Source organism: Mesorhizobium sp. WSM4830 (assembly GCF_055811495.1).
Map to the genome: position 1 here is coordinate 69,214 of NZ_JBVVQI010000020.1, position 19,217 is coordinate 88,430.

The 19,217-nt window shown below is 62.6% G+C and carries 19 protein-coding genes; 9 read left to right on the plus strand and 10 right to left on the minus strand.

Annotation, left to right across the window (positions count from 1 at the left end):
- The first annotated feature begins 61 nt into the window (after positions 1 to 61).
- The gene (locus AC0L2Y_RS23275; RefSeq protein WP_352491608.1) at positions 62 to 1,090 is read left to right on the plus strand and encodes an NAD(P)/FAD-dependent oxidoreductase; all 1,029 of its coding nucleotides are present in this window, start codon (positions 62 to 64) and stop codon (positions 1,088 to 1,090) included.
- A 27-nt stretch (positions 1,091 to 1,117) separates the two neighbouring features.
- On the opposite strand, the gene AC0L2Y_RS23280 is transcribed toward AC0L2Y_RS23275, so the two are convergent.
- Together AC0L2Y_RS23280 and AC0L2Y_RS23285 are read right to left on the minus strand one after the other, a co-directional pair.
- Positions 1,118 to 2,599 (minus strand): MDR family MFS transporter, encoded by a 1,482-nt coding sequence (locus AC0L2Y_RS23280; RefSeq protein WP_352491607.1) that lies wholly within the window; start codon positions 2,597 to 2,599, stop codon positions 1,118 to 1,120.
- A 201-nt stretch (positions 2,600 to 2,800) separates the two neighbouring features.
- Positions 2,801 to 3,418 carry a DUF922 domain-containing Zn-dependent protease gene (locus tag AC0L2Y_RS23285; protein WP_352491606.1) on the minus strand — a complete coding sequence of 206 codons (618 nt, stop codon included), beginning with the start codon at positions 3,416 to 3,418 and terminating at the stop codon, positions 2,801 to 2,803.
- A 96-nt stretch (positions 3,419 to 3,514) separates the two neighbouring features.
- Between AC0L2Y_RS23285 and folP the strand changes: the two genes are divergently transcribed.
- Genes folP through folK form a run of 3 tightly spaced genes read left to right on the plus strand, consistent with a single transcriptional unit; the run spans position 3,515 to position 5,231 of the window.
- On the plus strand, positions 3,515 to 4,360 hold the full coding sequence (gene folP, locus AC0L2Y_RS23290; RefSeq protein ID WP_352565337.1) for a dihydropteroate synthase: 846 nt from the start codon (positions 3,515 to 3,517) through the stop codon (positions 4,358 to 4,360).
- A gap of 3 nt (positions 4,361 to 4,363) precedes the next feature.
- Entirely contained in the window at positions 4,364 to 4,723 is a 360-nt protein-coding gene (gene folB / locus AC0L2Y_RS23295) for a dihydroneopterin aldolase (protein WP_023674838.1), read from the plus strand.
- Positions 4,707 to 5,231 (plus strand): 2-amino-4-hydroxy-6-hydroxymethyldihydropteridine diphosphokinase, encoded by a 525-nt coding sequence (gene folK, locus AC0L2Y_RS23300; protein WP_473559741.1) that lies wholly within the window; start codon positions 4,707 to 4,709, stop codon positions 5,229 to 5,231. Before folB ends, folK begins: the two co-directional genes overlap by 17 nt.
- 24 nt (positions 5,232 to 5,255) lie before the next feature.
- Here the strand turns inward: folK and AC0L2Y_RS23305 are convergent, their stop codons facing one another.
- Together AC0L2Y_RS23305 and AC0L2Y_RS23310 are read right to left on the minus strand one after the other, a co-directional pair.
- The gene (locus tag AC0L2Y_RS23305; protein ID WP_352491641.1) at positions 5,256 to 5,804 is read right to left on the minus strand and encodes a DUF924 family protein; all 549 of its coding nucleotides are present in this window, start codon (positions 5,802 to 5,804) and stop codon (positions 5,256 to 5,258) included.
- 20 nt (positions 5,805 to 5,824) lie between these two features.
- A complete protein-coding gene (locus tag AC0L2Y_RS23310) occupies positions 5,825 to 7,660 on the minus strand; it encodes a monovalent cation:proton antiporter-2 (CPA2) family protein (RefSeq protein WP_473559810.1) in 1,836 nt (611 codons plus the stop codon).
- Between the two features lie 229 nt (positions 7,661 to 7,889).
- On the opposite strand from AC0L2Y_RS23310, the gene AC0L2Y_RS23315 reads away from it, so the two are divergent.
- Complete coding sequence (locus AC0L2Y_RS23315; protein ID WP_473559742.1) at positions 7,890 to 8,156, plus strand: hypothetical protein; 267 nt, start codon at positions 7,890 to 7,892, stop codon at positions 8,154 to 8,156.
- Positions 8,157 to 8,218: 62 nt separating this feature from the next.
- Here AC0L2Y_RS23315 and AC0L2Y_RS23320 read toward each other — a convergent pair whose 3' ends face one another.
- From AC0L2Y_RS23320 to AC0L2Y_RS23335, 4 genes are all read right to left on the minus strand, one after another.
- Entirely contained in the window at positions 8,219 to 8,773 is a 555-nt protein-coding gene (locus AC0L2Y_RS23320; protein ID WP_023674843.1) for a hypothetical protein, read from the minus strand.
- A gap of 87 nt (positions 8,774 to 8,860) precedes the next feature.
- Positions 8,861 to 9,955, minus strand: coding sequence for a YcjF family protein (locus tag AC0L2Y_RS23325; protein WP_473559744.1), 1,095 nt, complete (start codon positions 9,953 to 9,955; stop codon positions 8,861 to 8,863).
- Positions 9,952 to 11,430 (minus strand): YcjX family GTP-binding protein, encoded by a 1,479-nt coding sequence (locus tag AC0L2Y_RS23330; RefSeq protein ID WP_473559746.1) that lies wholly within the window; start codon positions 11,428 to 11,430, stop codon positions 9,952 to 9,954. The genes AC0L2Y_RS23325 and AC0L2Y_RS23330 overlap by 4 nt, the downstream gene beginning before the upstream one ends.
- Before the next feature lie 63 nt (positions 11,431 to 11,493).
- Positions 11,494 to 11,997 (minus strand): SixA phosphatase family protein, encoded by a 504-nt coding sequence (locus AC0L2Y_RS23335; RefSeq protein WP_352491600.1) that lies wholly within the window; start codon positions 11,995 to 11,997, stop codon positions 11,494 to 11,496.
- 260 nt (positions 11,998 to 12,257) lie between these two features.
- Between AC0L2Y_RS23335 and dksA the strand changes: the two genes are divergently transcribed.
- Positions 12,258 to 12,674 carry an RNA polymerase-binding protein DksA gene (gene dksA / locus AC0L2Y_RS23340; protein ID WP_023674847.1) on the plus strand — a complete coding sequence of 139 codons (417 nt, stop codon included), beginning with the start codon at positions 12,258 to 12,260 and terminating at the stop codon, positions 12,672 to 12,674.
- Between the two features lie 83 nt (positions 12,675 to 12,757).
- Here dksA and AC0L2Y_RS23345 read toward each other — a convergent pair whose 3' ends face one another.
- Positions 12,758 to 13,510 carry a hypothetical protein gene (locus AC0L2Y_RS23345; RefSeq protein ID WP_473559748.1) on the minus strand — a complete coding sequence of 251 codons (753 nt, stop codon included), beginning with the start codon at positions 13,508 to 13,510 and terminating at the stop codon, positions 12,758 to 12,760.
- Between the two features lie 203 nt (positions 13,511 to 13,713).
- Here AC0L2Y_RS23345 and cckA point away from each other — a divergent pair, with 203 nt between their 5' ends.
- On the plus strand, positions 13,714 to 16,287 hold the full coding sequence (gene cckA / locus AC0L2Y_RS23350) for a cell cycle histidine kinase CckA (protein ID WP_473559750.1): 2,574 nt from the start codon (positions 13,714 to 13,716) through the stop codon (positions 16,285 to 16,287).
- A gap of 82 nt (positions 16,288 to 16,369) precedes the next feature.
- Entirely contained in the window at positions 16,370 to 17,080 is a 711-nt protein-coding gene (locus AC0L2Y_RS23355) for a purine-nucleoside phosphorylase (RefSeq protein ID WP_352491597.1), read from the plus strand.
- A 47-nt stretch (positions 17,081 to 17,127) separates the two neighbouring features.
- Here the strand turns inward: AC0L2Y_RS23355 and AC0L2Y_RS23360 are convergent, their stop codons facing one another.
- Entirely contained in the window at positions 17,128 to 17,523 is a 396-nt protein-coding gene (locus tag AC0L2Y_RS23360; protein ID WP_473559752.1) for a hypothetical protein, read from the minus strand.
- A gap of 301 nt (positions 17,524 to 17,824) precedes the next feature.
- Here AC0L2Y_RS23360 and urtA point away from each other — a divergent pair, with 301 nt between their 5' ends.
- Complete coding sequence (gene urtA, locus AC0L2Y_RS23365) at positions 17,825 to 19,135, plus strand: urea ABC transporter substrate-binding protein (RefSeq protein WP_473559754.1); 1,311 nt, start codon at positions 17,825 to 17,827, stop codon at positions 19,133 to 19,135.
- The last annotated feature ends 82 nt before the right edge of the window (positions 19,136 to 19,217 follow it).

Below are 19,217 nucleotides of genomic sequence, written 5' to 3' on the forward strand. Positions count from 1 at the left end.
GCTTGGCAGCGGGCCAATGGTCATGCAGTGTCGCGCGTTTTCCCATAAAGGCGCATCCTTCATGACCGCTATCACCAAGACAGACGTACTCATTGTCGGGGCAGGGCCTGTCGGCCTTTTTGCCGTATTCGAGCTCGGCCTCTTCGACATGAAGTGCCATCTGATCGACATACTCGACCGGCCCGGCGGGCAATGCGCCGAACTCTACCCGGAAAAGCCGATCTACGACATTCCGGGCTGGCCCTCGATCTCGGCGCAAGGTCTGGTCGACAAGCTGCTTGAGCAGATCGCGCCGTTCAAGCCCGAATTCACCTATAACCGCATGGTTTCGAGCCTGGAAAGACTGGAGGACGGCAGCTTCCGCGTCACTTCCGACGAAAACGAGGTGTTCGAAGCCAAAATTGTTGTGATCGCCGCCGGCGGCGGCTCTTTCCAGCCGAAGCGGCCGCCGATTCCGGGCATCGAACCCTATGAAGGCAAGAGCGTGTTCTACTCGGTGCGCCGGATGGAGGACTTTCGCGGCCATGACCTCGTCATCGTCGGCGGCGGCGATTCGGCGCTCGACTGGACGCTGAATCTGCAGCCGGTAGCCAAGAGCGTGACACTGGTGCACCGGCGGCCCGAATTCCGTGCAGCGCCCGACAGCGTCAACAAGATGTATGCCATGCAGGAGATGAAGCAGCTGGAATTCCAGGTCGGACAGGTGACCGGCCTGACCGGTGCCGACGGCCAGCTCGCCTCCGCCATCATCAGGGGGCCGGAGGGCGATATCGAAGTGCCGTGTACGCGGATGCTGCCATTCTTCGGCCTGACGATGAAGCTCGGCCCAATCGCCGAATGGGGCCTCAACCTTTACGAGAACCTGATCCCGGTCGACACCGAAAAATTCCAGACGTCGGTGCCCGGTATCTTCGCCGTCGGCGACATCAACTGGTACCCCGGCAAGCTGAAGCTGATCCTGTCGGGCTTCCACGAGGTCGCCTTGATGGCGCAGGCAGCCAAGCGCATCGTCAGCCCCGGCGAGCGCATCGTGTTCCAGTATACGACCTCGTCGACCAGTCTGCAGAAGAAGCTCGGCGTGGTCGGCTGAACCTCGCCATATTTTCGTCAGGCCGGTCTACTCCGCCAGGGCGGGGGCCACAGCCTCTGCATGGCCGCGCAGCGTTTTTTCCGGCATCAGCCTGAGCGTGATGAGCGACAACAGCAAGATCGCGGCCGCGGCAAGAAAGATCATCACGAACGGCATTGCCGAGGCGACATGGCCTGCCGGCTGCGTGCCTTCGCTGGCCAGCGGCAGGCCGTAGCCAAGGGCGACGGCACCAAGCATGGCGACGCCAAGCGCGCTGCCCAGCGAGCGCAGGAAGGTGAGCACGCCGGTCGCCACGCCAAGGTGCATGCGATCGACGGCGTTCTGGACCGAGACGGTGGCAACCGGAAAGGTCGTGCCTGTGCCCAGCCCTATGCAGGTCGTCAGCACCTCGACGACCAATAGTGAGGCATGCCCGGCGACCAGGCTGAGCACGCCGAGGCACAGAATCGAGAAAACAGTTCCGATCATGGCAATGCGCTTATAGTGGAAAAAGCGCGGGATCATTCGCGCGCTGAATGTCGCACCGGCCACCGTGCCGAGCATCAGCCCAAGCAATGCGGTGCCCGATTCGCTGACCGACAGGCCGACGACCGATTGCAGGTAGACCGGCAGATAGACCGACAAGCCGACATTGGCGGCCTGCAGCAGGAACATCGACAGCGTGCCGGCGAGAACGATCGGATTGCCGAGCACTTCGAGCGAGATCAGCGGTTCGGCCGCGCGCATCAGCCGCAGCGCGAACGCGCTCCAGAACACCGCCGAGCAGGCGAGCAGTCCAAAGATTTCAGGCGACAGCCACGGATACTCGCTGCCGCCCCAATTCAAGGCAAGTAGCAGCAGCGAGGTGGCCGCGACCAGAAGCAGCGCGCCGAGGCCGTCGATGCGGTGATGTTTTGCGGCGATCGGCAGCTTCTTGAGCGGGTTGTTGATGATCGCCATCGCCAGTAGGCCGAGCGGAATGTTGATCCAGAAGATCAGCGACCAATGCAGATGTTCGGCGAAGGTGCCGCCGAGCAGCGGCCCGGCGATGCTGGCGACGGCCCAGGTGCCCGAGATCCAGGCGGCGTAGCGGGCCCGCTCGCGCGGCGGCACGAGGTCGCCGATCACCGTCTGCGTCAGGGCGAACAGACCGCCGCCTCCAGCGCCCTGGATCGCCCGGCCGACAACCAGGACCAGCATGTTGGGCGCCGTGGCGCTAACCAGCGACCCGGCGAGAAAGATCAGGATTGCAGCATAGACGGTCGGCCGGCGACCATAAATGTCGGAGATCTTGCCGTAGAGCGGCGCCACGGCGGTCGCGGTCAGAAGATAGCCGGTCACGATCCATGGCAGATATTCGGCGTGCCCGAGCAGACGTGCCATCGTCGGCATCGCCGGCGCGACGATGGTCTGGTCGAGCGCCGCCAGCAGCATCGACAAAAGCACGCCGCCGATGATGGCGTTTTTTTCGGTTTCGGTCAGCGGCGCGCTGGTTTCCACCATCGCTTGCTTGTCGACAGCCTGGTCCATATCTGTTCATCCATTATGCCTGCGTGCACTTCCGCGACGGGCTGGGAAGCATCCAGTACGCCGATTGGCGTTTGCCGGAGGCTGATCCCTGCGAACCTGGCATATGTCGTTCGCTATAGGCCGATTTCGACAGCGGCTCGAAAGTTTTCCGAAGCTGGCACTATGTTTCGGCAAAATTGGCTTTGTCCAACGACGCGGAGATCAGCCGGGTGCGAGCCGGCCGTTCTCAATGCGCTCGATGCGATAGTGCAGAAGCCGCAGGATGCGGCTTTGGAAATTGACGCTTTCCACACGATCGAAGCGCATCTGCTCCTGGTCGTGCTTGGCGAGCATGGCCGCCGTGATTTTCGCGGCCTTGGCTTTGGCCAGTTCGCAGGTGTTTTCCGGGTAGCTCGCCTTCAAGGCGTCTTCGAGTTCGCGGCCATGGTTTTTGGCAATCTCGACGTGGCGTTCCTCATGGCGCTTGATGTCGGCGGACAACGTATCCCAGAACAGCCTGACGCCGGCATCGGCTTTGCGCGGGCGGCGCCACTCGGGAAGGATCACCTTGACCTTGACGGTGACGACAGCGTCGGCAATCCAGCACGAGCCCGGCTTTTGCGCATAGCTGACGCGGGTGGTGAACGCCATCTGGGTGGCGCCCGGATGCCGCGACCCGGTGCTTCTCACCTGAGGCCCGAGTTTCGACAGCTGGGTCTCGATGTCGTCGAGCGTCCTGCCGCCGATCGGGAAATAACTATATGTCTTGACGAGAGTTGCGGCGCCGGCCGGGAATGCGGTCAGAGCGAGCATCAGGGCGCAGAGGAGGGATCGTTTCATCGTGTTGCCTCTTTGCCCACCTTGCTTTACCGCCGTCTCCGGCGCAACGGAATTGATCCCTAGCCACGCCGCGGGATCGAACATGGTTGATGGGCAATGATGACAGGGCGATGGCAGTTGGCGCACGGACGCCATCTCGACCTTGGCGGCAAGGCCGTGGTTGTCGGCATCCTCAACATCACGCCGGACAGTTTTTCGGACGGCGGCCTGTTCGACGCCCCGGAAAAAGCGGTGGCCCAGGCGCGCCGCATGGTGGAGGAGGGCGCCTCCGTCATCGACATCGGCGGAGAATCGACACGTCCCGGGGCGTCTGCGGTCTCCGCAAAGGAAGAGCAGGCCCGCATATTGCCGGTCATCGAGGCGCTCGCGACGTCTGGCGGAACGCTGATCTCGGTCGATACCTATCGCGAGGACACGGCCCGGCTTGCCGTCCAAGCCGGCGCACATATCGTCAATGACGTCTGGGGCCTGCAGCGCGAACCGGGCATTGCCCGCGTCGCGGCCGAAACCGGCGCCGGCCTTGTCGCCATGCACACGGGTCGGGACCGGCAGAAACTGCCCGACGTGATTGCCGATCAGCTCTTCTTCCTCAGGAAGTCACTGGAAATCGCGCGGCGGAGCGGTGTTGCCGACGATCATATCGTGCTCGATCCGGGCTTCGGCTTCGCCAAGGAGACGGCAGCGGAAAATCTTGACCTGATGGCACGGTTTTCCGAACTTCATGCGCTGGGTTTTCCACTGATGGCCGGCACATCGCGAAAGCGCTTTATCGGCACCGTCACCGGCCGCGACGCAGCCGCAAGAGGTGCCGGGACCGCGGCCACCAGCGTCATCCTGAGGCTCAAAGGCGCGCATCTCTTTCGCGTCCACGATGTCGCAATCAACGTGGACGCGTTGGCCATCGCCGATGCTATGCTGGCACGTGAGATCGGGGAAAGCTGAGCCATGTATGTCATCCGCATGAAGAACTGCGCCTTCTTTGCCCGGCACGGTGTGCTCGACGAAGAAGAGACGCTCGGCCAGCGCTTTTATGTCGATGCGGCGCTCACGGTGGATCCCGGGCGAGCGCTGGTCGAGGATTCCATCGAGGACACCGTCAATTACGGCATCGCTTTTGCTGTCATCGAGAAGATCATTACCGGCGAACGGCGCTTTCTGATCGAAGCGCTGGCGCTCGAAGTGGCGAGGGCGCTGACGGCGCGGTTTCCGCAGATCAAAAAGGCCGAGATTACCGTGCGCAAGCCGAACGCCCCGGTGCCGGGTGTGCTCGATCATGTCGAGGTGACCGTTGTCTGGCCAGAATAGTAACAACAACAACACCGTCTATCTCAGCCTTGGCGGCAATCTCGGTGATCCGGCGAAGTCGATGGCTGCGGCACTGGGCATTCTGGATGCCAACGAGAGCACGCGCGTCGTTGCCGTTTCGTCGCTCTACCGCACGCCGCCCTGGGGCAAGCTCGATCAGCCGGATTTCCTCAACGCGGCGGCCGAAATCTCGACCGCGCTCGCGCCGCGGGCTTTGCTCGACCTTTGCCTCGACGCCGAGCGAAAACTGAAGCGGGTGCGCGAGGAACGCTGGGGTCCGCGCCTGATCGATATCGACATTCTGGTGTTCGGCGACCGCATCATCCACGAGACCGGACTGGAGGTGCCGCATCCGCGCATGCTGGAGCGCGCCTTCGTGCTGGCACCGCTGGCAGAAATTGCGCCGGAGCTTGTGGTCGACGGCAAGAGCGTGTCGGAGCGGCTAGCCGCCGTCGACACATCGGGCATTGAACGGCTGCCGTCGGGCCGCGATTGGTGGAAGGCTTGACGCTGCCGCCATCGATGGCCGAAGTCAGCCGGAAAACCCACCTCCGTCGAGGAACATTTGTTCGTCCGGTGTCGTCTCGCGGCCAAGCATCCTGTTTCGATGCGGAAAGCGGCCGAAGCGCTGGATGATGTCGCGATGCTCGATCGCATATTTCAGATAGGTCGGGGCTTTGGCGGCGGTAAGCTCCACCGATTTGAGCTGATCGGCGAGGTCCTCCGAATGCTCATAGGGCAGATAGAGAAAAACGCGGAGCTCTTCGTCGAGCGCCAAATCATGGCCGGCAGCGATCGCCTTCCCGGCGAAATACCGCGCCAGCGGGTCGGTGGCGTACATGTGGCCGGTGCTGCGAAAGCAGTTTCGCGGAAACTGGTCGAGCAAGATCATCAGTGCCAGCGACCCTTCGACGTGTTCGGACCAGCCGTCGCATTCGCGGCGGGCGGCGGCGAAGTGCAGATCGAAAAACCGGGTGCGGAAGTCGGTATCAAAGGCGTCGTTCTTCTCGAACCACGCGTCCTCCCCCGCGTCGCGCCAGAATCCAGTGACGGAGACAGCGCGCTCGTCCAGTTCGTTCATCATTCGCGTCTTCCCAATGTTCAATCGGCCGCCTCGGATTTCTGCAGCACGCCGGCGGTCTCCTCGTTGAGCGCCTGGCCCGCGCGCCGTGGCGTGCTGAGCGGCGTCGGGATGGGCGTGCCGATATTGCCTTTGAGGAAGCGCCGCCCGGCGCGGATGCCTTCAGCCTGTTGAAGTTCGAAACGGGCAGCATCGCGGCGGCGGACGTCCTCGACTACCTCGGCGACCTCTTCCGGGTCGACGCCGAGGGCTTCCAGGGTCGAGCCGCCGAAGACGAGCGCCGATTCGAACGTCTCGCGGAGCTGATAATCGACGCCGGCACGAATGAGCTGCAACGCCGTGCCGCGGTCGAAGGCGCGCGCCAGCACCGTCAGCAGGGGAAACTCCGCCTTGATCAGTTCCGCGATGCGCACGGCGGCATCGGGCTTGTCGACGCAGATCAGCACGGCGCGTGCGCGCCCGGCTCCCGCGGCACGCAGGATGTCCAGCCGCGTGCCATCGCCATAATAGACCTTGAAGCCGAAATCGGCCGCCGCCTGGATCATCTCGACCTCATTGTCGATGATCGACACATCAATCCCGCGCAACAAAAGCGGCTGGCTTGCGATCTGGCCGAACCGGCCAAAGCCGATGATCAGCACGCTGCCGGTCAGGCCCTCGGCGACATCGACGCCTTCAAGCGACTGCTCGTCGCGCGGTGTTAGATACCGCAGGGCTATGATTGCCAACGGCGTCAGCACCATGGAAATGATGACGATGGCGGTCAGCATCGCATTGGCCTGGCTATCGATGATCCCGACCGCTGCCGCTGCGGAATAGAGGACGAAGGCGAATTCGCCGCCTTGCGCCATGAAGACCGCGCGCTCGAGCCCTTCCCGGTGACCGGTTTTGAGGACGCGGGCGACGATATAAATGCCGATCGCCTTCATCGCCATGTAGGCGACGACATAAATGGCAATGAGCTGCCAGTTGACGACGACCACATGCAGGTCGAGCGACATGCCGACGGCGAGGAAGAACAGCCCGAGCAGAATGCCGCGGAACGGTTCGATGTCGGCCTCCAGCTGGTGGCGGAAGGTCGATTCCGACAAAAGCACACCGGCCAGGAAGGCGCCCATCGCCATCGACAGGCCGGAAAGCTGCATGGCAAGCGCTGACCCGAGAACGACCAGGAGGGCGGCGGCGGTCATCACCTCACGGGCGCGCGCATCCGCCAGGATACGGAAGAACGGATTGAGCAGATAGCGTCCTGCAAGCACCAGCCCGACGATCGCGGCAAGGCCGATGCCGACCTCCGTCAACCGATCCGACAGGCTCATATCGGCGCCGCCCGGCGCGAGGAAGGCGATCAGCGCCAGCAATGGCACGATGGCCAGGTCTTCCAAGAGCAGGATCGAGACGATGCGCTGGCCCTTGGGCGTGGCCAGTTCGCCGCGTTCTTCCAGCAATTGCATGACGATTGCCGTCGAGGTGAGCACGAAACCGGCGCCGGCGACGAAGGATTGCGCGATAGGAAAACCTCCCGCCAGCCCGACGCCGGTCAGCAGGACCGCGCAGACGCCGACCTGCAGCGCGCCAAGCCCGAAAATCTCGCGGCGCATGCCCCATAGCCGTGACGGCTGCATCTCCAGCCCGATGATGAACAGGAACATGACGACGCCGAGTTCGGCGACATGAAGGATGGCTTCCGATTCGGAAAAGATGCGCAGCCCGAACGGGCCGATCACTACGCCGGCCGTCAAATAGCCGAGGATGGAGCCAAGTCCGATGCGCCTGAAGATCGGTACCGCAACGACGCCGGCGGCAAGCAGCGCCACCACCTGGATCAGATCGCTGTTCGATGCCTCTGCCGCCATGCCTGCCATTCCGCTCTCTTGCAACAAGCGGCCAAGATAGGGGCTTCGGGGCGGATCGAACAGTGCGAATGCGGCGCATTGTGAAGGCGATATTGCAGGCGCACTGTACAGGATAATGGAGTGCCTGGCGTTGCTTGTTTCAGCGATCCGGCGCTAAGGACGCCCGGCTTCGGCCAGTGGAGGGCGAGCGACGATCAAGTCGCGGCCCTTTTTTGAGGAGATGACTGACATGAAGAAGTTCTTGCTGGTTGCCGTTGGCATCGCAGCGCTTGCCGGTTCTGCCTGTTCGAAGGCACCCGAGTGCACGACCGAGATGCTGACCAAGAAGGCACAGGATATGACTGTGGCACTTCAGGCTGCGATTATCAAGGATCCAGCCAAGGCAGCCGACCTCGGGGCCAAGGTCCAAGCGGTCACAACCCAATATCAGGGCGGCACGACAGCGGCCGAGGCCTGCAAGGCCTATGACGAGGTGATTGCCGCGATCAAGGGCTGAGCGCTAATTGCAAATCAAAAGAGGGCGGCGCCGTTTGGCCGCCGCCTTTCTCACGCTGAAAGTCAGTTCGGAGTTATGGAGCCGACCTCGACTGCATCGATCCGCTTCAGCTTCATGCCGATGACCGGGACCAGCTGCTGGTCGACGCGCACGGCAACGGTCACCGTCATCGAATTGTCGTCGGGTACAAGCGCCTGCATAACGCCGCGCAACTGATTGCGGTTGATGGTGAAAACCACCTTGTGCGCATCGACGACATTGCCGCCGATAATGTCGAGGCCGGAGCCGGCGGCCCCGCCCATAAAGCTGCCTTTGTACCCCTGCCGGCCCTTGTGTTCGATCGTTGCCGACATCTGCTGGGTGAACATGCCTACCCGGCAGCCGCCGTCGAGCGACATGCCGACCTTGCCGTCAGGCGTCGAGCCGATGAAGCTGCAGGTGAATTTCGTGCCCTTGTATTTGCCGGCAACGATTTCCCCGGGGCCGACCCATTTGCCTTCGACCGATCGAAAGAACTGCTTGTCCGGTTCCGCCGCCGAGGTCTTTCCGGCAATGCCGACGGTTGCGACAAGCGCGAGCGCCACGGGCAGCCCGCTGGACAGAATAACGCTTTTCATCGACGACACCCGGCAACAAAGAGACTGGTTTGGACGCTTCCGACCATGGACAAGATTGGTTAATGCTTTGTCACCCCAAGGCAATAGTCACGTTCCGGAAGCGGATGTTTCTTTTTCTTTCTTTGCTGCAAAGGAGGTCAGCGCGGAGAGGAAATCGCCCAATCCGGGCCGCTTGACAGCGTAAAAGGGCAGGGGCCTTGCCGTTTCCATCGCTGCAATGCCGATGCGCGCAGTCATCATGCCGTTGACGACGCCTTCGCCGAGCTTGGCCGAGAGCCGGGCGGCAAGGCCATGGCCGACGATCTGCTGGACGAAACTGTCGCCGACGGCGATCGATCCGGTGACCGCGAGATGAGCCAGAACGCTGCGCGCCAGGCGAAAAAAGCCAAGCGTGCCGGGGCGGCCGCCATAAAGTTCCGCCAGGCGGCGAATCAGCCGGCCGGCTTCGAACACGACATAAGCGACGTCGACCAGCGCGCGGGGGCTGACAGCGGTCACCAGGGAGACGCGCTTCGCCGCTTCGAGAATCATCACCCTGGCGCGGGCATCGAGCGGCCCGAGGATCTCGGTCTCGGCCAGCCGCACCAGATTGCCGCCGTCGATGATCTCGCCGCGCAATTCGGCCAGCGAGCGCCTGCCAGCCGCGGTTTCGGGCTTGGCCGCGACAAATGCCGACAACTCGTCGACCACGGCGCGGGCCGTCTTCGAATCGTCACGGGCAATCGCATCGAGCGCCCGCTTCTGCAACTTTTCGACCTCGGCAAGGCGGGCAATCGCCATAAACTCGCGCACGAGGATGAGCAGAAGCGCCAGGATGGCGATCGTGGCCATACCGGCGGCCAGCCAGCCCAGCCACTCGGCGCGCTCGAACAGGTCGCGAATCAGCTGGTCGGTCCAGAGGCCGACGGCGAGCGAAACCAGAACGCCCAGCGCGCCGAAGAACAGGCTGCCAAGCAGCGAACGTTTTCGCGGCGCAATCGCCGGCGGCGGTTCGGCAGCGACGATATCAGGCTCGTCGAACACGTCGGTCTCCGCCGGTGTGACCACGGCAAGATCCGCCTTCACGGTACGCGGCTTTCGCGCCGGCGCGGCCTCGGACGCAGCACGGCGAGCCGTCGGATCTTCCTTCTGCTGGGGCTCCGGCTCGATGCGAAAGGCCGCCGGTCTGCGGGGCGCACTCATGCGAGATGATCTCCAATCAGGAACTGCAGCGCGCGGTCGAGCCTGATATGTGGCAGCGAGAGCGTGACGCCCTCGGCGGTGCGCTCGAGTTTCGGCGGGCGAAAGCGCACGAAGCGGATCGCGGGGTCGTCATTATTCTGCCGGCGGGCCGATTCGGAAACGTCGAACACCGCATCAATTTTCTCCGGCAAGTCCCCGGGAAATATGGCTGTTTCGGTCTTTCCGTCAAAGGTTTCGCCATTGATTTTTTCGTCACGCAATGGCGTGCCGATAATGACCGGCAAAGTCTCGCGGCCCTGCTTGACCGTGCCTTCACGGGTCGCGCGCATGGCCGCCATGGCGACGACGTCGACGTCGGCGCCGGTGAAATTCGCCCGCGCCACGGCGCGGTCGGCAAGCCGCCGCACGATCGCCTGCAGGCGGTCGTGGCTTTCGTGGTGCAGATGGTCGGCCTTGGTCGCGGCCACCAATATGCGGTCGATGCGCCTCGAAAACAGGTCGGTCAGGAAGTTGCCCCGGCCGGGCCGGAAACAGGACAGGATTTCGGTGACTGCACGTTCCAGATCGGCCATCGCGCCGGGGCCGGCATTCAATGCCTGCAATGCGTCGATGAGCACGATCTGCCGGTCGAGACGCGTGATGTGTTCGCGAAAGAACGGTTTGACGACATGGGTCTTGTAAGCCTCGTAGCGCCGCTCCATCATAGCCTGCAGCGATCCCGAGCGGGCGCGTCGGCCGCCCGGATTCGGCAGTGGCGCGAAGGTGAGAGCTGGCGAGCCTTCAAGATCGCCGGGCATCAGGAAGCGGCCGGGCGGCAAGGTCGAAAGCGCCCGATCGTCGAGCTTGCAGGCCTTGAGATAGGCGGCGAAACTCTCGGCGAGACGGCGCGCCGTCATTTCGTCGGCATCGGCGCTGGGGTCGACCGGATTGGAGAGCGTCCGCCATTCCCTCGAAAGATCGACACGCACCGGCAACACGGCCATCTCGAAGGCCTCACGCGAAAAATCGGCGTAGGACTTGCCGAGCAGTGGCAGGTCGAGCAGCCATTCGCCGGGATAGTCGACGATGTCGACCGACAATTTGCCGGCGGAAAACATGCGGCTCCAGCCAGAGGCCGATTCGTATTCGATGGTGAGCCTCAGCTCGGAAATCGCACGCGTCGAATCCGGCCAGACGCGATCGTCGACAAGAGCCGCGATGTGATCCTCGTATTGAAAGCGTGGTACGGCGTCGTCCGGCTGCTCTTCCAGAAAAGCGCGGGCGATGCGCCCCGATTTTTGTGCCTCAAACAGCGGCAAGCGTCCGCCATGCACCAGATTGTGCACAAGGGCCGAGATGAACACCGTCTTCCCGGCGCGGGACAGCCCGGTCACGCCAAGACGCAGCGACGGAGCGAAAAGCCCGGCAGCGCGGCCTGACAACGTATCCAAGGCAATCTTCGCCTCGTCGGTGAAAGTCGTCAGCGATGATGCCAAAATCTGTTCTCGCGGGCCGGTCAGGACCCGATATAGGCTTTGATGCGCGGCTTTGAAATGGCCTCAGATATCGGCAAGCGTCAGGAAGGCTTCGAGATAGCCGGCGCCCGGCGCAGCCGCGGCAAGACTGCCGTTGAACCGCACCACCGCAAGTGCGGAGGTCGGGAAGCCGTGATTCAGCATGGCCCGCGCGGTCTCCTCGCCGTCGCCTGAGAGCGCTATGGCGAGATCCTCAATCATCGGATTGTGGCCGATGACGAGCAGGGCATCCAGCCCGCCATTCTGCCGGATGGCAGCGAGGTACGCGGCGGCATCGTCGTTGTAGAGCGTGTCAAGGAACAGCACCCGGCCCGTATCCGCATGGCCAGCCAAGCTTTCCAGCGTCTGGCGGGCGCGCCTGGCGCTTGAGCAAAGCGTGAAGCCCGGTGCGTATTTGCGGGAACGCATCAGCACGCCCATCGCTTCGGCATCGGCGAAGCCGGATGCATCGAGCGGGCGGTCGAAGTCAGCCACGCCAGGCAGCGCCCAGCCGGCCTTCGCATGCCTCAGCAGGTAAAGTCTGGTCACCGGATCCCCGTTGTGCCGGGCACCGAACCCGTCAACACGCCGCAGGATTTGCCATCAGAAGAGCTCGGTGCGCAATGGCAAGCGCCCCTCAAGCATAGCGAATCATGTACGGATTCGGTCGTATTCTTTGCAAAAAGGGCATCGCAGATGCTGGTTTGTCCGGGACTAACAATTGCGTGAAACTGTCGTCGATTGACCTTGTGCAGCTTTCGGTCCGCGAATATATAGGCGCCAAATTTGGGGTTTGTTGGGTGAGTCGAATGAACGATATCGTTACCGCCGATTACGTACCCTCCGAAGACGAGCCGTTCATGAACGAGCGGCAGAAATCCTACTTTCGCATGAAGCTCGTCACCTGGAAGAACGACATCTTGCGCGAAGCGCGCGAAACTCTCGAAATCCTGCAGCAGGAAAACGCCAACCACCCCGACCTCGCCGATCGCGCTTCCTCGGAAACCGACCGCGCCATCGAACTTCGCGCCCGCGATCGCCAGCGAAAACTTATCTCGAAGATCGATTCCGCCCTCCAGCGCCTTGACGAAGGCACTTACGGTTATTGCGAGGAGACGGGCGAGCCGATCGCGCTGAAGCGGCTCGACGCGCGCCCGATCGCGACCTTGTCGATCGAGGCACAGGAGCGCCATGAGCGGCGCGAGAAGGTCTACCGCGACGACTGAGTCGCCGGGAAAAACAGCGGCATCGGTAAAGCGTTCAAAATGGCCGGTTTTCCGGCCATTTTCATTGGCCGTTCGCTATCGGCCTATCTTTTCTGATTGGACAACTCGCCGAGGAGCTTCGTCATCTCGTCGTCGAGAGAGGGCGATGCCTTCGCCACCGGCTTGCTCGGCGTTTGGCTGAAGCGTGGCTCGTCGAGGGAAACTTCCAGCTCCTTCATCAGCGCATCGTCAATCGACTCATGCTGTGCCGGCGGCTCGTATCTTGCCGGGGAGTCCTGTCTTACCGGCGGCTGCGCATGCCGCGAGGCATTGGCGTTGACGGATCCATAACTTGGCAAGGGTGTGACGTTCGATGCCGGTTTCGGCGCCGGCGCCGGCATTGTTACCGGCATCGTCGCCGTCTGGCGGGCTCGGACAGGGGTTGCGGCCACGCTTGCCGGCTGCGGCGGCGCTTGCCTCGCCGGCGCGGCTGTGGTCTGAGCTGGCCTTGCTGCCGGCTGGTGGCCGTTGTCTCCGGTCAATGCCGGGCGGCGCAGCGCCGAGAGCCTGATGTCGCGCTCGACGACGACGTCGGTCGGACCACCGATCAAGAGCAGGTGCTCGATATCGTCGCGGCGCACCAGCACCAGCCGCCGGTGACTGTCGACCGCTGTGGCATCCATGACAGCCAGCCGCGTCTTGCGGTTCCTGCCGCCGGCGACGAATGTTCCGAATGTCAGACTGCGGACCAGCCTGATGATAACAAGAATGATGAGCAGAAGGACAAGTACTGCAAACGTCCATAGGATTGCTGCGGCATAACCAGGACCCGCCACGCCATCCAGCCATTGCAGCATTGGTTCCCCCAAAATCAGCTTTCGAAGAGAGGCGACACTAGACTGTTGCGGCAGGCCACCGCAAGTTGCCTTTCACGCTTCGTGAACAGCTTGAAACGCTGGGAGCCGAACGGCGTCATTTTTAGCGGACATCTGCAGCCGGGCCTTTTCCCGACCCTGAGAATATGATTCAACCGACACCGGTATTCACGAGCAGGGGGCACATGGCCAAGGAAGCGCGCGGCGATTTCTATCCGGTACCTATCGTCGACCAGAACACGCGACCGGGAGCGGTCACCCGGCTCATCGTTTTCATCGTCGTCCTGACAGGGGCAGCGATCGTCTTCGGCCTTTTCCGCGAGCGACTTGGCGATCCATTCCTGCTCGGCATGCTTGGCGTGCTGGCGATGATCGGCGTCGGCTTTCTATTCGCCACTGCGATCGGCTTCGTGCACATCACGCCGCGCTCGACAAGCGACGAACTGTCGAAAGCTTTCGTCGATTCGATGTCGCAAGGTCTCCTGGTCACCGACACCAAAGGCCGTATCATCTACGCCAACCGCACCTATGCCGATATGACGGGTGCCGAGTCGGCCGCCGACCTCAAGACCGTCGAAGGTTTGCTTTCAGACGTTCCCGAGGCCTCGGTGACCATATACCGGCTGGCGTCAGGCCTGCGGGACGGCCAGCCGGGCGACGGCGAGTTTCGGCTCGCGCAGTCCATTCGGCCAGGCGCCGAACCGGGCGCGCGCTGGTACCGCGTCCGGGCCCGCGCGTTCAGCGTTCCCGGCCAGCGGCTGCCCGTGCTTGCCTGGCAGCTTGCCGATATCTCGCAGGAACGGGCCGAGCAGGAGCGGTTCTTTCTCGACCTGCAAAAGGCCATCGACCACCTCGACCATGCGCCGGCCGGGTTCTTTTCCGCCGACCAGGAAGGCCGCGTCACCTATATCAACGCGACCCTTGCGGAGTGGCTTGGCATCGACCTGGCCAGCTTCACCCCCGGCGCCATCACGCTGCCGGAGATCGTCGCCGGCGACGGCATGGCGCTGGTCCGTTCGGTCAAGGCCGACGCGGGTACCACGCGCAATGCCGTTATTGACCTCGATCTGACGACGATGACCGGCGAGGCGCTGCCGGTGCGCTTCATGCATCGTGTCTCGGCCAGCCGAGAGGGCCTCAACGGCCCGACTCGCACCATCGTGCTCAACCGGACGCAAGGCGAGGACGCTTCGGCCGACCTCCGCGCATCGGAAATACGCTTCACGCGGTTCTTCAACTCAACGCCGATGGCGATAGCCGGCGTCGACCATGCCGGCCGCATCCTGCGCACCAATGCGCCGTTCCTGTCGCTGTTTTCCTCGGTCGTCGACCGCGACGCGGTCGATCGGCGTGTGCGACTGGATACGGCGATCCACGAGCGAGACCGGCCGGCTTTCGCCGCGGCGTTCGAAAAGGCACGCCAGCAACAGGCTGACATCGAGCCGATCGATACGGTGCTGCCCGGCAATGAGGAGCGCCACATACGCTTCTACGTCAATGCGGTCGCAGACGGTACCGGTGGCGAGGGCGCCGAGGAATCGGCCATCGTCTATGCCGTGGAGACCACTGAGCAAAAGGCCCTCGAGGGCCAGATGGCGCAGAGCCAGAAGATGCAGGCGGTCGGCCAGCTCGCCGGCGGCATCGCGCATGATTTCAACAATGTGCTGACCGCCATCATCATGGCCTCGGACCTGCTGTTGACCAATCACCGGCCGTCCGATCCGTCATTCCCGGACATCATGAACATCAAGCAGAATGCCAACCGGGCGGCCTCGCTGGTGCGGCAGTTGCTGGCCTTCTCGCGCAAGCAGACCCTGCGGCCGGAGGTGCTCAACCTGACCGACGTGCTCGCCGATCTCAGGATGCTGCTTGCCCGGCTGGTCGGCAACGACATCAAGCTCAAGATCGACCATGGCCGCGACCTGTGGCCGGTCAGGGTCGATATCGGGCAGTTCGAGCAAGTGGTGGTCAATCTGGCGGTCAATGCGCGCGATGCGATGCCGGCCGGCGGCGACCTCACCGTACGCACCCGCAACGTCAGCGCCGGAGAGTGCAAGACCTTTTCCTACCGCGAACTTACTCCGGCCGACTATGTGCTGGTCGAGGTCGAGGACAGCGGCAGCGGCATCGCGCCTGATGTGCTGAAAAAGATCTTCGAGCCCTTCTTCACGACAAAGGAGGTTGGCAAGGGAACCGGCCTCGGCCTGTCCATGGTCTATGGCATCATCAAGCAGACAGGCGGCTTCATCTTCTGCGATTCCGAAGTCGGCAAGGGATCCGTGTTCCGCATCTTCCTGCCGCGGCACATTGCGGAGGCAAGGAAGGCGGGCGAGGCTGGGGAAGTGCCGGCCGCCCCTGCCAAGATCGCCGACTCAGCCAAGGATCTGTCGGGCTCGGCCACGGTGCTGCTGGTCGAGGACGAGGACGCCGTGCGCATGGGCGGCATGCGGGCGCTGAAATCGCGCGGCTACACCGTCCACGAGGCGTCGTCGGGCGTCGAGGCGCTTGAAGTCTACGAAGCGCTCGGGGGCAAGGTCGACGTCGTGGTGTCGGACGTGGTGATGCCGGAAATGGACGGCCCGACGCTGCTTGGCGAATTGCGCAAACGGCAGCCCGACATCAAGTTTATCTTCGTGTCCGGCTATGCCGAAGACGCGTTCGCCAAGAACTTGCCGGCAGACGCGCATTTCGGCTTCTTGCCGAAGCCGTTTTCGCTCAAGCAGTTGGCCACCATCGTAAAGGACATGCTGGAATCCTGACCCTTCCAATGCTCTGCTTGCGCAATGTCGCGAGGCTGCCATGATTGCAGGCGAAACGGGCGACGGGTTTTGGAAAGCTGCCGTGACGCCACACAACGAGGCAAGCAAGGGCGACTACGCAAGCACGGTGCTGCTGCCGGGCGATCCGCAGCGCGCTGAATGGATGGCGCAGACCTTTCTGGAAGCGCCGCGCTGCGTCAACCGCCGCCGCGGCGCGCTCGGCTTTACCGGGTTGTTTCGCGGCAAACCTGTCAGCATCCAGTCCACCGGCATCGGCGTCCCGTCGTTCCTGGTCTATGTGCATGAGCTGCTGGACTCTTATGGTGCGAAAACGTTGATCCGCACTGGTACGTGCGGTGGCCTGACCGCCGAGATGGCGCTGCGCAGCCTGGTGATCGCACAATCGGTGCGCGGCGAAAATGCCGAGAGCGGCCAGGTTTTTGGGCTCTATCGTGCCGATGCCGGCCCCGATCCTGCATTGTTGGCCCAGGCGTTGGCCCGGGCTGCTGAACTCGGCATCGACTATCGGGCCGGGCTGACGATCTGCAGCGACATTTTCTATCATCCGCAGGGGCGCGAACGCTTTGCCGAAGCGCAGGCCCAGGGCGCGCTCGCCGTGGATATGGAAACCAGCGCGCTCTACCGCATTGCGGCCGATTTCGGTGCCCGGGCGCTGTCGATCCTGACCGTCGTCGATAACGTGGCAACCGGCGAGCAAACCGACTATTCCGAACGCCAGGGGCTTTTCACCGATATGACCCGGCTGGCGCTCGATCTGGCGGCGGAGAGCTAGGCGGCTTTCCGCTTCGGGGGGAAACCTCGCCAGGTGCCGTACTTTTTTCAACGCTTCGTGCAGGTCGAGGCGGTAAAGGCGCCGTCTGGCTGCTTCATGATGATGTCGAAGGACGGGGTGGTTCCGCTTTCCAGCGTCGCTTGCGTAAGCGAGATCGAGTTGCCGCCACTGGTGTAGCCGCCCAGCGGACCTAGCCAGGTGATCACGCCGTCTGCATCCATCTGGTAATTGTAGCTCTGCGGCGGGATCCCGAAGCTCACCGGACCGCTATAGACGTTTCCCTTGATGGTGATGTCGCCGAGGCTGAGGAACATGCCAAGCAGATAGACTTCGCAATGATAGGAGCCGTCCGGCAACTTGCCGTCGCTGAAGCCGGCGCGCGCTACGATCGTCGTCGCCAGCAGAAGAATGGCGGTGAAAATGCAAGAAGTTCTAAAGGCCATGGCGTCGCTCGCTTAAGGGTTCGAGCTTGCCTCATTTCGCTCCGGCGCTGCAATCCTCGCCAGCGCTCATATGATGCTGCTCAAAATTCGGGCATTGGTCTATATGTGAGTAAAACTTAGGCTGATATGGATGATCCTTTCTCGTTTCGAACATAGCAGGCGAGGTTCATCTCCTGCGGCTAATACATTAACCGACTGACAGAGCTGGGAAATCTCAAATCCCCCGACCTTGCTCCGGTGATTGGCACAGCCGTTGCATGGTCTGTTCCGATGCAGTTAACCAGCTTGGGAGTTTAAAAGTATGAGGGGCAGTTTCTCGACAATAGCAAAAATGTTTTCGGCCGGTGTGGTCACCGCCGGCCTGCTGATGAGCGTTCCCGCCAAGGCGGCCGACGACACGATCAAGGTCGGCATCCTCCATTCGCTGTCGGGAACCATGGCGATCTCGGAGACGACGCTGAAGGACGCCATGCTGATGCTCATCGAAGAGCAGAATGCCAAGGGTGGCCTGCTCGGCAAGAAGCTCGAGGCGGTGGTCGTCGATCCGGCTTCGAACTGGCCGCTGTTCGCCGAAAAGGCGCGCGAGCTGATCTCGAAGGACAAGGTCGCGGCGGTGTTTGGCTGCTGGACCTCGGTGTCGCGCAAGTCGGTACTGCCGGTGTTCAGCGAACTCGACAACATCCTGTTCTACCCGGTCCAGTATGAGGGCGAGGAAAGCGAGCGCAACGTGTTCTACACCGGTGCGGCGCCGAACCAGCAGGCCATTCCGGCCGTCGATTATCTGATGAGCGAGGATGGCGGTTCGGTAAAGCGCTGGGTGCTCGAAGGCACCGACTACGTCTACCCGCGCACCACCAACAAGATCCTCGAGGCTTATCTGAAAGCAAAGGGCGTTGCTGCGGAAGACATCATGGTCAACTACACGCCGTTCGGCTTTTCCGACTGGCAGACCGAAGTCTCGGCGATCAAGAAGTTCGGCTCGGCCGGCAAGAAGACCGCTGTCGTCTCGACCGTCAACGGCGACGCCAACGTGCCGTTCTACAAGGAGCTCGGCAACCAGGGCATCAAGGCCGAGGACATTCCGGTCATGGCCTTCTCGGTCGGCGAGGAAGAGCTTGCCGGTCTCGACACCGCGCCGCTGGTCGGCCATCTCGCCGCCTGGAACTATTTCGAAAGCATCGATACGCCCGAGAACAAGAAGTTCATCGCCGACTGGCACAAGTTCATCAAGAACGACAAGCGCACCACCAACGACCCAATGGAAGCCCACTATATCGGCTTCAACATGTGGGTGAAGGCGGTCGAGAAGGCCGGTACCACCGATCCGGACAAGGTCATCGACGCCATGGTCGGCGTCTCGGTGCCGAACCTGACCGGCGGTTATTCGACCATGATGCCGAACCATCATATCACCAAGCCGGTGCTGATCGGCGAGATCCAGGCCGACGGCCAGTTCGAGACCGTCTCGCAGACGCCGGGCCTGGTGATGGGCGACGAGTGGTCCGACTATCTGCCTGACTCCAAGGACCTGATCTCCGATTGGCGCGCGCCTCTGTCTTGCGGCAACTTCAACGTTGCCACCGGCAAATGCGGCGGCAAGGGAACCAACTGATCCTCCCGGTCTGTCCTCCCAGACCCGCAAGCCTCCGGGCAGGCTCCTCCTCCAGCCTGCCCGGAGGCGACATTCAACCTTC

What these genes read in the sequence shown, in the direction of transcription:
- urtA (WP_473559754.1), top strand. Translation starts at nt 17,825, where the DNA reads ATGAGGGGCAGTTTCTCGACAATAGCAAAAATGTTTTCGGCCGGTGTG.
- AC0L2Y_RS23275 (WP_352491608.1), top strand. Translation starts at nt 62, where the DNA reads ATGACCGCTATCACCAAGACAGACGTACTCATTGTCGGGGCAGGGCCT.
- AC0L2Y_RS23315 (WP_473559742.1), top strand. Translation starts at nt 7,890, where the DNA reads ATGAAGAAGTTCTTGCTGGTTGCCGTTGGCATCGCAGCGCTTGCCGGT.
- AC0L2Y_RS23320 (WP_023674843.1), bottom strand. Translation starts at nt 8,773, where the DNA reads ATGAAAAGCGTTATTCTGTCCAGCGGGCTGCCCGTGGCGCTCGCGCTT.
- folB (WP_023674838.1), top strand. Translation starts at nt 4,364, where the DNA reads ATGTATGTCATCCGCATGAAGAACTGCGCCTTCTTTGCCCGGCACGGT.
- AC0L2Y_RS23325 (WP_473559744.1), bottom strand. Translation starts at nt 9,955, where the DNA reads ATGAGTGCGCCCCGCAGACCGGCGGCCTTTCGCATCGAGCCGGAGCCC.
- AC0L2Y_RS23280 (WP_352491607.1), bottom strand. Translation starts at nt 2,599, where the DNA reads ATGGACCAGGCTGTCGACAAGCAAGCGATGGTGGAAACCAGCGCGCCG.
- folP (WP_352565337.1), top strand. Translation starts at nt 3,515, where the DNA reads ATGATGACAGGGCGATGGCAGTTGGCGCACGGACGCCATCTCGACCTT.
- cckA (WP_473559750.1), top strand. Translation starts at nt 13,714, where the DNA reads ATGGCCAAGGAAGCGCGCGGCGATTTCTATCCGGTACCTATCGTCGAC.
- AC0L2Y_RS23305 (WP_352491641.1), bottom strand. Translation starts at nt 5,804, where the DNA reads ATGAACGAACTGGACGAGCGCGCTGTCTCCGTCACTGGATTCTGGCGC.
- AC0L2Y_RS23310 (WP_473559810.1), bottom strand. Translation starts at nt 7,660, where the DNA reads ATGGCGGCAGAGGCATCGAACAGCGATCTGATCCAGGTGGTGGCGCTG.
- AC0L2Y_RS23345 (WP_473559748.1), bottom strand. Translation starts at nt 13,510, where the DNA reads ATGCTGCAATGGCTGGATGGCGTGGCGGGTCCTGGTTATGCCGCAGCA.
- dksA (WP_023674847.1), top strand. Translation starts at nt 12,258, where the DNA reads ATGAACGATATCGTTACCGCCGATTACGTACCCTCCGAAGACGAGCCG.
- AC0L2Y_RS23285 (WP_352491606.1), bottom strand. Translation starts at nt 3,418, where the DNA reads ATGAAACGATCCCTCCTCTGCGCCCTGATGCTCGCTCTGACCGCATTC.
- AC0L2Y_RS23360 (WP_473559752.1), bottom strand. Translation starts at nt 17,523, where the DNA reads ATGGCCTTTAGAACTTCTTGCATTTTCACCGCCATTCTTCTGCTGGCG.